Source organism: Lysinibacillus sp. BSL11 (assembly GCF_052928325.1).
The window spans coordinates 297820-310097 of the sequence record NZ_JAVGCX010000001.1 but is presented as its reverse complement, the minus strand read 5'-3'; the positions used below and the strand labels follow the sequence as shown (position 1 = coordinate 310097).

15 protein-coding genes are annotated in these 12278 nt (G+C 36.6%); 10 read left to right on the top strand and 5 right to left on the bottom strand.

The window, feature by feature from the left end:
- The first annotated feature begins 124 nt into the window (after positions 1-124).
- Together RCJ95_RS01540 and RCJ95_RS01535 are read left to right on the top strand one after the other, a co-directional pair.
- Positions 125-514, top strand: a complete 390-nt coding sequence (locus RCJ95_RS01540) for a tautomerase family protein (RefSeq protein WP_446721818.1) — start codon at positions 125-127, stop codon at positions 512-514.
- A 224-nt stretch (positions 515-738) separates the two neighbouring features.
- A complete protein-coding gene (locus tag RCJ95_RS01535; protein WP_263082129.1) occupies positions 739-1608 on the top strand; it encodes a GH25 family lysozyme in 870 nt (289 codons plus the stop codon).
- 132 nt (positions 1609-1740) lie between these two features.
- Here RCJ95_RS01535 and RCJ95_RS01530 read toward each other — a convergent pair whose 3' ends face one another.
- The 3 genes from RCJ95_RS01530 to RCJ95_RS01520 form a co-directional block, all read right to left on the bottom strand.
- Entirely contained in the window at positions 1741-1875 is a 135-nt protein-coding gene (locus tag RCJ95_RS01530) for a hypothetical protein (protein ID WP_004226973.1), read from the bottom strand.
- Positions 1876-2228: 353 nt separating this feature from the next.
- Positions 2229-2774, bottom strand: coding sequence for a GNAT family N-acetyltransferase (locus tag RCJ95_RS01525; protein WP_255600686.1), 546 nt, complete (start codon positions 2772-2774; stop codon positions 2229-2231).
- Between the two features lie 13 nt (positions 2775-2787).
- Entirely contained in the window at positions 2788-3123 is a 336-nt protein-coding gene (locus RCJ95_RS01520; RefSeq protein WP_446721817.1) for a hypothetical protein, read from the bottom strand.
- Between the two features lie 149 nt (positions 3124-3272).
- Here RCJ95_RS01520 and RCJ95_RS01515 point away from each other — a divergent pair, with 149 nt between their 5' ends.
- From RCJ95_RS01515 to RCJ95_RS01480, 8 genes are all read left to right on the top strand, one after another.
- Complete coding sequence (locus tag RCJ95_RS01515) at positions 3273-4025, top strand: SMI1/KNR4 family protein (RefSeq protein WP_313149914.1); 753 nt, start codon at positions 3273-3275, stop codon at positions 4023-4025.
- Positions 4026-4083: 58 nt separating this feature from the next.
- Complete coding sequence (locus RCJ95_RS01510) at positions 4084-4422, top strand: cupin domain-containing protein (RefSeq protein ID WP_313149913.1); 339 nt, start codon at positions 4084-4086, stop codon at positions 4420-4422.
- Positions 4423-4508: 86 nt separating this feature from the next.
- A complete protein-coding gene (locus RCJ95_RS01505) occupies positions 4509-5192 on the top strand; it encodes a VOC family protein (protein WP_274769679.1) in 684 nt (227 codons plus the stop codon).
- Between the two features lie 69 nt (positions 5193-5261).
- Entirely contained in the window at positions 5262-5672 is a 411-nt protein-coding gene (locus RCJ95_RS01500) for a GNAT family N-acetyltransferase (RefSeq protein ID WP_446721816.1), read from the top strand.
- 18 nt (positions 5673-5690) lie between these two features.
- Positions 5691-6680: a zinc-dependent alcohol dehydrogenase family protein gene (locus tag RCJ95_RS01495; protein WP_446721815.1), complete on the top strand. Its 990-nt coding sequence runs from the start codon at positions 5691-5693 to the stop codon at positions 6678-6680.
- A 403-nt stretch (positions 6681-7083) separates the two neighbouring features.
- The gene (locus tag RCJ95_RS01490; protein ID WP_255600690.1) at positions 7084-7440 is read left to right on the top strand and encodes a DUF1835 domain-containing protein; all 357 of its coding nucleotides are present in this window, start codon (positions 7084-7086) and stop codon (positions 7438-7440) included.
- The gene (locus RCJ95_RS01485; RefSeq protein ID WP_446721814.1) at positions 7412-8002 is read left to right on the top strand and encodes a DUF3658 domain-containing protein; all 591 of its coding nucleotides are present in this window, start codon (positions 7412-7414) and stop codon (positions 8000-8002) included. Before RCJ95_RS01490 ends, RCJ95_RS01485 begins: the two co-directional genes overlap by 29 nt.
- A 50-nt stretch (positions 8003-8052) precedes the next feature.
- Positions 8053-8481, top strand: a complete 429-nt coding sequence (locus RCJ95_RS01480) for a GatB/YqeY domain-containing protein (protein WP_202341256.1) — start codon at positions 8053-8055, stop codon at positions 8479-8481.
- A gap of 78 nt (positions 8482-8559) precedes the next feature.
- Here the strand turns inward: RCJ95_RS01480 and RCJ95_RS01475 are convergent, their stop codons facing one another.
- Both RCJ95_RS01475 and RCJ95_RS01470 read right to left on the bottom strand, forming a co-directional pair.
- Positions 8560-10257, bottom strand: a complete 1698-nt coding sequence (locus tag RCJ95_RS01475) for a methyl-accepting chemotaxis protein (RefSeq protein WP_312128433.1) — start codon at positions 10255-10257, stop codon at positions 8560-8562.
- Positions 10241-11884: a pyridoxal phosphate-dependent decarboxylase family protein gene (locus tag RCJ95_RS01470; protein WP_446721813.1), complete on the bottom strand. Its 1644-nt coding sequence runs from the start codon at positions 11882-11884 to the stop codon at positions 10241-10243. The genes RCJ95_RS01475 and RCJ95_RS01470 overlap by 17 nt, the downstream gene beginning before the upstream one ends.
- Between the last annotated feature and the right edge of the window lie 394 nt (positions 11885-12278).

Here is a 12278-nt window from a genome sequence, read left to right as displayed (position 1 = left end):
TGTTTAAATGAAACCAATCATAGGAATTAGCTTGATGATCATGTTGAAGAATTTTATAATATCGTTATAGAACAGTATTTGGTATTTGAGTTTAGATTAGTAAGTCAAGAAAGGTGAGAGGTCGTTGGGACAAATTAAAATTTATGGTGTTAAGGGAAGGTTAAATCCCATTAAGAAAACATTATCGAATATTATCCATTCTTGTATGGTGGACGCACTTGAATATCCACTAGATAAGAAATTTCATCGCTTTTTTCCTATGGACAAAGAAGATTTTTATTTTGCAAGTGAAAGAACTGAATCCTATACAATAATAGAAATTAGTATGTTTGAAGGTAGAACGATTCAAGCTAAAAAACAATTAGTAAATCTACTATTTGAACGTATAAATAACCAATTAAATATTTCACCTCTAGATGTTGAAATTACAATTTTTGAAACGCCTAAACATAATTGGGGAATAAGAGGGTTACCTGGGGATGAATTAGCACTTAATTACAAAGTAAATATATGACATAAAGTCGCTAATTTTTTAGCTAATTCGACTAACGAACACTCTGTGAAAAGTGCTCCCTGTTTATTATTTAACAATTATCTGACCACTAAATAAAGAACCTATAAGGACTAGAATAATCTACATAACTATTATTTTAATGAATGATTCTAAATAATGCTTGAAGCAATGGGTTCGCTTCTATCCACAATTTATTTACTATTTTTTAGGGAGGGGACAATTGAATGAGTTATATCATAGACATTTCACATCATCAAGGAGATATTGATTGGTCTGAAGCTTATAAAGATGTTGATTTGGCTATAATCCGCACTCAATATGGTACAAGCACAATTGACCGTAAATACATTCAAAATATAGAAGCTTGTATTAAGTACAAGGTACCTTTTGGCGTTTATATTTATGTTACCTTTAAAAATGGTACTGAGGCATTGGAACAAGCAAAAGATTTCTATAACAGAGCAAAAAACTATAATCCACTATTTTATGTTGTAGATATCGAAGAAAGCTTTGGTGCTAGTGTCCAAAATATCGTACAAGGCACACAGGTGTTTATTGATTATTTAAAAAGTAAGGCTGTAAAAGTCGGACTATATACAGGCCATCATTTTTTCAAACCTTATCTGATGGATACCGTTAAAAATTATGATTTCTTGTGGATTCCTCGCTATAGTGGCTCTAGTTCACCTGGACTAAAGCCAAACTTTGCTTGTGACTTATGGCAGTACACAGATAAAGGGATTGTAGCAGGGATTAAAGGAACTGTAGATTTAAACCAATTAAATGGATCTAAGTCTTTATCCTGGTTCACAGATACGAATAAGAAGGAAATATCATTGTCTCAGTATGAAGAATTAAAGAAAGAAAATAAGCAACTAAAACAGGAACTTACTGAAATGAAAGAGTTGTTAGTTGGGAAAGCAGAATTAAAATCAAATGCTGTGGTATCACCAACACATAAAGAAGATTGGGAATGGGCCATTGAAGAGGGAGTTATACGAGGAGATGGCAAGTGTATGAACCCTACAGATACACTCACAAGACAACAGATGGCAACGATGCTCAAACGTTTCTATGATAAATTTATTAAATAATAGCATTGTCTCGCCCATAAGTACCAGAGAACAAGCAAAAAATATTTTGCCTATTATGGAGCGATTCGTTAATCGTAAAAGGAATCACTGTTATAGTGATTCCTTTCAAAGTGGGACCAACCTGTTTGAAATTTAATGAAACAATAGGAAAAACTTAGCTAGTAAAAAAATGGGGACTCCTACAATTATTACGCCTGCAAAGAAATAACAAAACAACATAAAAACATCGAAAACCGCACCAGCTAAATCATCAATGAATTTTAACATTTCATTCCCCTCCAAACATAATAAGTATTAGCATTTATAATCTCTTTATTGCTTACCAATCATCATACTGACCCAAAGTCTTTTTTAGAGTTTTATCCCACTTAATCAAGAGTCCCATAAATTTTTATTAGGATGATTTTCATCAGATGGTAACGCATGAAAGCTGGAAGTCACACTGAGTATTCATTGTAATTTGTCATACCCTAAACCACGAAGCTTGAGTATATTTCCTAATAACGACCCTGTAAATCTTTTGGAAAGTGTTTTATATTGTATGCATAAAGCATGTTATTGACTAATGATTTGTTATTTACATAGAGATTTTGTGTTATCTGATAGAGCATTTTTTCCTTCTATAATCGGAATGGTAGTGTTCGCTTCCATATCATATGGTGATTATTTGTTCCCCAATAGTTTTCAAGGACAATATCAGGCTGTCCAAATTTCTTCTGCCAGACCATTTGCGCTTGTTTATATCCACTATCTAAACAAAAACTAGGAACCCTTCGATTTTCTAACGTCAGGAGCATTTTTTGCAGTAGCACGGTGCCAATCCCACGATTTTGATAGTCAGGATGAACAAAAACGGTACCGATTTCTAGACAATTGAATAGATTCTCTTTGATCGTTTGTTGGATGATTTCGTTGGCTTGACCACATTCGATAGTGCCTATTATTTCATTGGTTTCTTCATTCAAAGCTAACCAGAAAAATCTTTTTTCGCCCTGGCTCTCTAAGTCCATTGCTACGTACTGTTTTTTCGTTTCCCATTCATGCTGTTGATCGTCCACTAGCTCTGCAATTCCTTCTTTTTTATAAGTATCCCGAATGACAAGATCAAAGAATTCGTGTAACGTCTGGATGTCCGATTGTTCTGGACGTCTAATAAGTAATTTCAAGATTGCTTGCTCCTTATAATGGATGTCGTCGGTGGTTTAGTAGGGATCGAGCTCGTTGCACATCCACATCTAGTAAGTCATTTATATCCTGCTGTACTACAGTCCATCGATCAAGTGCCAGCTGTAACCAAAGATCGGAGGCATCATATTTTTCAGCGTGCCATAGCAACTCTCCATAACAAATGGCAGCACGAATAAATGTGATATGGTCATTCAGCAGATTTGCTAAATGAGTGGCTTGTTTGAGACATGCTTCCCCTTGTGTTACCTTACCATAATCTAAATAGCGAAGTGCTTTCAAAAATTCCGTGTTGGCTTGCTGTATTGTCTGTTCATTCATATGTTGCATGACAGATCGCTCCCATCCGTTATTTTTGTTCACGTTATGCCTACTATCAGTCTATTTTAATGATTATAACATGTTCCCCTTATTTGGTTAATAATGGGGTATGTTAAAATGCAAGAAAGACACTTGGTCATTAAAAGGAGAGAATTCCATTGAAAGATATAGAAAAGAAACTCGATGCAGTATTAGAGCAAATGCGTGATTTTATCGATGAGATTCAGGAGCGGGAGTCAGCCTATCCCATGGTTTTTTCTCATCAATCAGAAGAGGATATTAGCCAATTTGTGGATGGTGGGTGGTCATTGCCAGCAGAGTATGTTTATTTTTTGAGACATTATGTTGTTGAAAGGGTCACATGGGCTACAGGTGATTATATTAATCTAATGATCTATAGCGCAAGAGATTTAAAACGAGGGCAGGAGGGCTATAATTATAATCCGGTGACAGAAGAGGTGATTGTGGATTGGCCACATGATTATTTAGTCATCGCAACAGATGAAGGCGATCCCTATTGTCTGGATCTATCAAGAGGTGATACAGCTGTTTTTACCGCTCCTCATGGGACAGGCAGTTGGCATTTTTCAATGGCTTATGACAATTTAATTTTGTTCCTTGAAAGTGTACTGATTCCACCTGGTTTAGAAGAAATGTTGCCTGAAGAAAGTTCTATAGCGTACTATGAATTAACTATTACTGGGGAAGGAGAAGATAAACTAAAGACATTATTGTTGCTAAAAAAATTATTATCTTATGATTATTCACAAGCGAGAAAGGTTTTAGAACAGCCCCCGCTAGTAATTTACAGGGGAGTTGAAGCAGGTGCCTTAAAGTTAGAAGCCGAGTTACAGGATATCCGTGCAGATTTTCAAAAAAGGAAAATTAGCTTAGCTGAATTTATTGAATGAGGGAAATTAACAAGAATGATGGATATCCCTCCTCTAAAGCAGGAAAGGAAGTGTAATAATGAAAATTAACAAAGCATTAGCACAACACTATCAATGGGGAGCACAGTGTGATGGCTGGCATCTTGTACAAAATAGGGAGCTTAGTGTGATACATGAGAGGATGCCTGCTCAAACAGCTGAGGTAAATCATTATCACCATCATGCACAGCAGTTTTTCTTTGTTCTTTCAGGCACCGCTACAATCGAAATGAATGACCAAAGAATTGAGTTAAAGCAACATGAGGGAATTGAAGTACCTCCAAATGTACCACATCAAATGCGAAACGATTCACAAGAAGATGTAGAATTCCTCTTGATATCGCAGCCAAATAGCAGGGGAGACCGAGAGCTGCTTTAACTGCACGAAAGTAAACTTCATTCTTTTGCATGAAGCCATTCTTATCAGCTGCTTGTATAGTAGGGGGTGTAAAGGGGTGTTTAAAGATGAAGATTACGAAGGTAAAATTATATGTCCATGATATGCAAAAAATGGAGCAGTTTTATGTTGAACTGTTAGGCTTTACTTTGTTAGAAAGAACAGCTGATTATTTTACAATAGTCGTGGGGGAAAGCAGGATGACGTTTGAGAAGATTCCTTCTAAAATGCCAAAGCAGTATCATTTTGCATTAAATATTCCTAGTAACTTATTTCAACAGGCAAAGATTTGGGCAAATGAGCATGTAGGCTTGCTGGATTCAGAGGGGCAGGATGAAGTCTATTTTGAATTTTTAAAAGCATATGCATGCTATTTCTACGATCCTGAAGGCAATATAGTGGAGCTTATTGCAAGACAGGAAATAAATCCAAAACATGCTGAGGTTAATTTTTCTGTAGAGCAAGTGTTACATATTGGAGAAATCAATTTAACGTCAGATGACATTCAAACAATTGCTGAAAAGTTAAAGGAGTATGCTATTAATCCTATAGCTAACAAGGAAATTCAACTAGATAGCCTTAATTTTCTAGGGAACTATGAAGACGGAGCCAATATCCTTTTAGGACCGAGTGGACGTCTTTGGTATTTTTCTGATAAGAAAGCAGTAATCAGCCCGATTAGTATTGAAATAGATGAAGCTTTACAATTAAATATGGATGAAGAAGGTCAATTAACGCTTCTGCAACTTTGACATCATAAACTTATCGTTGATTAAATATATGTTATTTTGTATATTTATTCAAAATAAGGAGGGTGTTATATGTATATAATCAAAGAAACAAATCCGACGATAGACTCGTATAAAGCATTGCACCAAACAACTGGTTGGAATGCAAAAGGGCTGTATACGTATGAACAATTATACAAGGCTATTTGTAATAGCTGGTTCAGTACATCTATATATGATGAAGAAAATCTAATTGGTTATGGACGTATTATCTCTGATGGTATCTATCAAACATTTATCTGTGATGTGATGGTGCACCCTGATTATCAACGAAAAGGTGTTGGCACAATGGTGATGGATGCTCTTTTAGAGCAATGTCAGAAAGAAAATATAAAATGGGTTCAATTATTTTGTGCTAAAGGTAAACAACCTTTCTATCAGAAGCTTGGATTTAAAGAACGTGAAATAGATGCTCCTGGTATGATATTGTTTTATACGGAATGAATAAAGGAGCTAGAATCGTTGAAAGCAAAATGCCTAAAAATTTATGAATTTGGAAATCCGCAAGAGGTAATAAGGCTAGAGAATAAAACAATCGAGCCTCCTCAAGGTAAAGAAATTCTAGTTCGCATGCTAGCCAGACCGATTAATCCCTCAGATTTAATCCCAATATGGGGGAAATATGCTCATAGAATCACTTTACCAACTATACCTGGCTATGAGGGAGTAGGAATAATAGAAGATGTAGGACCGCTTATTTCACCGAAGATTATTGGTCAGCGCGTATTACCGTTACGGGGAGAGGGAACTTGGCAGGAAGTAGTGAAAACGCAAGCAGATTTTGCAGTGACTATTCCTGACACTATGGATGATTTTACAGCAGCACAAATGTATATTAATCCAATTACAGCCTTCCTAACATGCTCAGAGGTACTTAATTTACAATCAAACGATGTCTTATTAGTAAATGCTTGTGGTTCTGCCATTGGACATCTCTATGCTCAACTTGCGAAATTGCTAGGCTATCAACTTATTGCTGTGACACGAAGTAATCAGCATACTGAAGAATTACTGCAACTTGGGGCAGCTTTTGTCATTGATACCTCTCAAATGCCACTTTACGAAACGGTTATGGCATTAACAAATGGTAAGGGAGCAGATGCAGCAATTGATTCGATTGGTGGAGAGGCAGGCAATCAGCTTGCCTTCTGCGTAAAGCCCGAGGGTATATTTTTAGCTATTGGTCTTTTATCGGGTATTCAGGTAAATTGGACATACATTGTGAAGGAAGCAAAGGTACAGGCAAGGATGTTTCATTTACGCCATTGGCAACATCAGACGTCAATTGAAAAATGGCAACAAACGATGCAACAACTTATACACCTTGTACAGGATGGCTCCTTAAAAATGATGAATGTACATGCTCATTTTCCATTATTGGATATCCATAGGGCAATTTATGCTGTTGAGGGAAATAAAAAAGGAAAGATATTTTTAACGAATGTTGATTAAGTAACATACTACCATCGTAGTTGGGCTACTACGGGTAGTATGTTTTTTTATAGGAAAATGAGTGTTTTTAGCTCTGAAGAAAATAGTTCATACATTGGCCTGCTCCAAATAGTGAGAAAGCCGCTCAAAAGAAGTGAGCCCCCGCTCCAAAGAGTAAGAAAAGTGAACCTCCCACTAGATTAAAGAATTCACTAGCAATAGTAATAACCTATCATTTTATAAAACTAACTAAATTAGCAATTTGAGGTAATAAAAAGGTATGATAAGGTTAGGTGTTTTTAAATAAAGGAGTACAGATGATGGAGAAGATCAACCAACTAAAACAGTCAATACAACGATTGAGTGAAGCTGATGCGAAGTCGATGCTTTTTTAACTTTAATAAATGAACAGTCAAGAGACAGCATGTTACAGTTTTTATTACAGCAGGCTGAGGAGCGGGATCCTTCAAAGGTACAAACGGTGCATATTGTATTCGGTCATTCACCTGGGGGGAACATGAAAGCAGCCTTTCGTAATCCTGACTATGCTAAGTCCGAGGAGATCATTGTTGTGCCAGGTAATTTTTCTGTTGGTCCTTTGAAAAATGTACATACATGGGACGGGATTGAAGCACGTTATCAATGGTTGGAACAGCGCTATACAATAGAAGACGATGGATTGATTATATGTGAGCGGGAGATGAAGGAAGCAATAGAGAAAATTAAAAATGTCCCCCCCTCATCAGGATATAATGATTTGGACTTGTCAAAATGCTCATGAGCAAATAGGACTTCGACTCGTTTTGGGGATGCTCGAACAGAAAACAAATGCTATCTATGTATTAGATACTTTTCAGTTATTTCATGAGTTATATACTTTACCACAGTTAGCAGAGGATCATTATCCAAGATCGACTGGAGAGGTCAGCACAGAGGATTTACTTTACTTTTATGAACACTTCCAAGGAAGGCCATTAAAAGAAGCATTGAGGCACTCCCTATGCAAAGAAGGGCTAAATCTGTTAATGGATTATTACAATTGCATACATACATGGAAATATCATGAACTTTGGGGCAATAATAATGAGGATAGAGAGGATGACTTTATCATTGCCTGTGCTAAACGTTTACAGGAAGAACAAGAGGAAACGCATTACCAAGTTGCCGCTAGGTTAATTGGAGAGGTACTGGGGCATATGGAAGAATTGAGAGAGGTTGAATGGATTGACTATCGTCTACGCCAATTAATTCAGCAAGGCATTTTTACTTATGAAGGCGAGTTAAAGGGAATATTACACTATAAAGTAAAGTTAGCAGACGCAACGAACTATAATCCTTCGTGATTTTTATGATATAATTTTTTTGATATAGACGGTTAGAAGGAGTGAGATCATTGTTAAAAACAGAAGTATTTGAACAATTAAAAACGGCAATGAGAGAAAAAGATACATTAGCGAAGGGTGTATTATCTCTTTTAAAATCAGCATTAGATTCAGCTGAAAAAGAAAAGGGAGAGGCTTTAACAGCTGAGGAAGAAATGGCTATTATTAATCGAGAGGTCAAACAAACAAATCAGGCTTTAGAAGGAGCACAAACGGCTGGGCGAGAAGACCTAATTGAAAAAGAGGAAGCCAAATTGACACTTTTGAAATCCTTTTTACCAAAGCAATTATCAGAAGAAGAAATTGCAGACAAATTAGTGGCAGCGGGTGTTGGAAAAGGAATGAACATGGGAGAGGCCATGAAAATTGCAAAACCATTGCTGACAGGTCAGGCTGAAGGTGCCGTTATTTCAAAAGTTGTGAAAAGTATTATTGCCTAAACCTTTACCATTTTGGTAGGAGAGTTTAGAAAGAAGAATCCGCTATGCCGAAAATGGGCATAGCGGATTTCTTATATTTTATAACTGGAATTTTTGAATGATATTGCGGAGCTGTTGAGCCATTTCAGCTAAGTTATTAGAGGAAGCTGTTATTTCTTCGATACTTGCAGATTGCTCCTCAGAGGCAGCTGCTACGTTTTGAATATTGCCTGAAGCTTGTACAGCTACAACTCCCACTTGTTCAACGGAACTAGCGATACTGCTAACACCTTCATTGATATTGGACATCACGTTATTGACATGGTCCATTTCCTTTGTAAGTGCTGTGACGTGGGCATAGATATCAGCAAATGCCTCGCCAGATGCATTGAATGTTGTTGAGCTTTCGGCAAGATTACTGCTACTGATAGCCATTGATTTGACAGCTTGTGCAGATTCCTCTTTAATCGTTTCAATACGTGTACGGATACTGTTAGTAGCCTCTAAAGATTGATCGGCTAATTTACGGACTTCCTCCGCCACAACAGCAAAGCCTTTACCGTGTTCACCTGCACGCGCTGCCTCAATCGAAGCATTTAATGCAAGCAAATTCGTTTGATCCGTAATTTGGGTAATCAATGTCACAATATCCCCAATTTCATTTGTATATGTGCTTAAACGTTCTACTACAGCTGCTGACTCTTGAATAGCCTGAGATGTTACGGCCATTTTTTCAGTAGCATCTTGTATCGTAGTGTTGCCCTTTTCTGATATAGCAGATGCTTGGAATGCCTTATCTGTAACATCGGTTACACTTGTCACTACCTCTGACATTTTGTTAGAGATGGTTGTAATATGACTATCCACTTCTTCAATCGAAGAGGTTTGCTTTTCTGAACCCGCTGCCACCTCTTGCATAGAAGAGGTAATTTGCTGAATGGATGCACTTGTCTGTTCGGAGCTTGCTGTTAATTCCTCCGACATTGCGGCCACTTGTTCAGCATTTTGAGCGATTTGTGTAATTAACGAACGCAAATCTTCCGTCATGTTTTCAATGCCTGATGAAAGCTGGGCGATTTCATTGGAACCTTTTATTTGAAGTGGTTCGACAGCTAAATCACCCTGTGCAACTTGACCAACATAGCGCGTCATTTTTTTAATTGGCTTTGTAATGCCCACACTAATAAAGTAAGCAACGATTATACCAAAAATTACAAAGACAATCGTTAAAATAATACAAATCCAAAGTGTTTCCGTTTGTAGCTTAGAAATGAAGGAAGCATCCATATCTAAGCCGAAAATAATATCTGTATCTTTAAATGGGATAAAAATGGATTTATGGATACCATACTCATCCTTGTAAATATCGCTTGTTTGTGTGTTGCCAGATGCTACGGCTTCATGCATTTTTTCACTAAATACATAATCTTGCTGATGATTGTCGGTATTACTTAGTGCGACGATATGCTCCTTACCGTTTGCTTTAGAAAGGACATAGGCGTTTTCTATATCATATTTTTTAACCGTTGCATTCAATTGATCCAAAAGCTTTTTGTATTTATCAGGGCTACCATTATCCGCTGCTTTTACATCATTTTTCTCAATATCTTCAAAAATCGTGGTCGATGTAATCTCTAAAGTAGATTCAAATTGTTTAATAACAAAATTGTCAATAATGCGGTAAGAAACGGCAAATAACACAATACTAAAGAGCAAGGAAATAATCGCTATTGGAATGGTGAAACTGGCAATATATTTGTAGAGTAAAGAACTCTTAAATTTACTGACGATACGCAATGTGTGACGCCTCCAGTACTTTAAGCTTTTGCTGTAAGAAATGAATCATATTAGAGATATGTTCTGTCTCTGTATAAGGTGAGATAGAGAAAAACTTTGCCGCTGCAACTGGTACTTGCTGTGTAGTATCACTAGTACTAACCGTGCAAACGCGCGTTGTGTCACCAAAGAATACTTCGTCTCGACCTTCTCCAATAATTTCAAAGAATGAAGCATTGATACCGTTTATGTGTTCTAATTGGTCTTGTGTATAGTGACCAGCTTGTTCAGCTTGCCAATTCATGCCGTCTGGATATAAACGGAACGCTGTGACTGGCCCAATATTGGATTCATTAACCACCTGTAGCATTGGTGTTTTTTCAGCTAATTGAGCACGGAATGCTAAGTTCACACGTACATAATTAGCTAATAGCTGTTGATAGCCTTCCTTACCGAATGCCTGCAATGCAGCAAAAATTGCAATGGAGCTACCCATACGAGAGCATTCTAATGTATAGCCAGTATGATAAGAGCCATAACCACGATTGCCTACATATGGCGTATCCAAGTCCTCAATATCTAGTAGCTGTAAACTTTTACCTTCCTTAATTAAGAATAGACTAGTTAAATAAGGAGTTTGACCAAGCTTTTGGAAGTCAAAGCATAGGCTATCCGCAATGGCTAAATGTTGCATACGTTCATGGATTTGTGCTAATCCTTGTAAAACCTCTGCCTCGAATTGGAGTGGATTTTTATTATAATCATAATCATTGAAGAAGGCATAAAAACCACCTAAAGCCGAATCAGCATGAATATGTACTGGTTGTAAGTTGTATTTCTTCTCAAGGGTTGTTGTGACTTCTTTGATGGCTTGGATATCATCAATACCAAATTGATCAGTAGCACCTGTTGTCGCTACTACATAAACAGGAATACCGCCATTTTCGATGACTTCTGTCATACGTACACGTAAGTCTTCCACATCCATCGAATGATCTTTACCCGCTTTTACCCGCACTAAATGTTTACTGCCGATACCCACTGCTTCTACTGATTTTAAAAGACTGTAATGGGCATTCTCTGAAGCAAAGCAATATAAATTAGTAGGAACACCATCTTCTTTTGCTTGAGGGAATTGTTTTGCAATGGCAAGACGAAGTCCACTGAAAACAGCACCTTGTCCACCCCACGTTGTATAGCCAAAACTTTTTGTATAGTCATAGCCCACTAATTTAGACATCATTGCTACTACTTTAACCTCACACTCAGCAGCAGCAGGGCCATAAACATCCCATAAATTATTGCCATTTAATAGCGCATTTGTAAACTGTCCTAACACTCCAGGAATACTTGCCATTGGTAAAACATTTGTTACAAAGTTACGTGTATGATAAGGGTGTCCTTGCATTAAATGTGTCAATTCTTGTACAACTTGATCTAGTCCAATCCCAGTTGTTGGCACTTGATGCTCTTGCATAAGCTCTTGATAAAAATTAGCCGATCGCTCTTTCATTGGACCAAGAGTTGTCTTATTTGGGTTCTTTAATTCATCTAATGAGGAAACAATTTTCTCTAATAGGGACAAAAAATTCTCTCTTTGTTGGATATTTCCATCTTCGCTCTGGAATAATTGTTGGATATTTTGCATATTCATCATCCTTTTTATAGTTCATATTTCCTCTATTTTTACTTTAATAAAAATAGGACATTATACTAAAAGTATAATAGCATATTTTAGCAGAGATGGTGATTATATTTTACTGAAAAAATATTTATAGACATTTCTGAAAAATCTAAGTTTTATTTACAAATTCTAACTATGTTAATGCGGCTTAATTCTTAAAGAAATATCTTGAGATGAAAAAGGACGATAATATTATTATAAGAAAAACTTTAAGCACTATTACTTTTTATCTATTTGCCTAGTTAAAAGAAAAAATCTGCACAAAGAAAATGCAGATTTTAAGCGTTTTGTTATAGTTGGTTTATTTTGTGGTTTCAAAATTATAGACATGATGTGCTTGTTTTTGAATCATTACTAG

Bases quoted from the DNA above. Each gene is read 5' to 3' on its own strand.
- RCJ95_RS01535 (WP_263082129.1), top strand. From the start codon at position 739: ATGAGTTATATCATAGACATTTCACATCATCAAGGAGATATTGATTGG.
- RCJ95_RS01530 (WP_004226973.1), bottom strand. From the start codon at position 1,875: ATGTTAAAATTCATTGATGATTTAGCTGGTGCGGTTTTCGATGTTTTT.
- RCJ95_RS01520 (WP_446721817.1), bottom strand. From the start codon at position 3,123: ATGCAACATATGAATGAACAGACAATACAGCAAGCCAACACGGAATTT.
- RCJ95_RS01510 (WP_313149913.1), top strand. From the start codon at position 4,084: ATGAAAATTAACAAAGCATTAGCACAACACTATCAATGGGGAGCACAG.
- RCJ95_RS01505 (WP_274769679.1), top strand. From the start codon at position 4,509: ATGAAGATTACGAAGGTAAAATTATATGTCCATGATATGCAAAAAATG.
- RCJ95_RS01500 (WP_446721816.1), top strand. From the start codon at position 5,262: ATGTATATAATCAAAGAAACAAATCCGACGATAGACTCGTATAAAGCA.
- RCJ95_RS01490 (WP_255600690.1), top strand. From the start codon at position 7,084: ATGTTACAGTTTTTATTACAGCAGGCTGAGGAGCGGGATCCTTCAAAG.
- RCJ95_RS01485 (WP_446721814.1), top strand. From the start codon at position 7,412: ATGATTTGGACTTGTCAAAATGCTCATGAGCAAATAGGACTTCGACTC.
- RCJ95_RS01470 (WP_446721813.1), bottom strand. From the start codon at position 11,884: ATGCAAAATATCCAACAATTATTCCAGAGCGAAGATGGAAATATCCAA.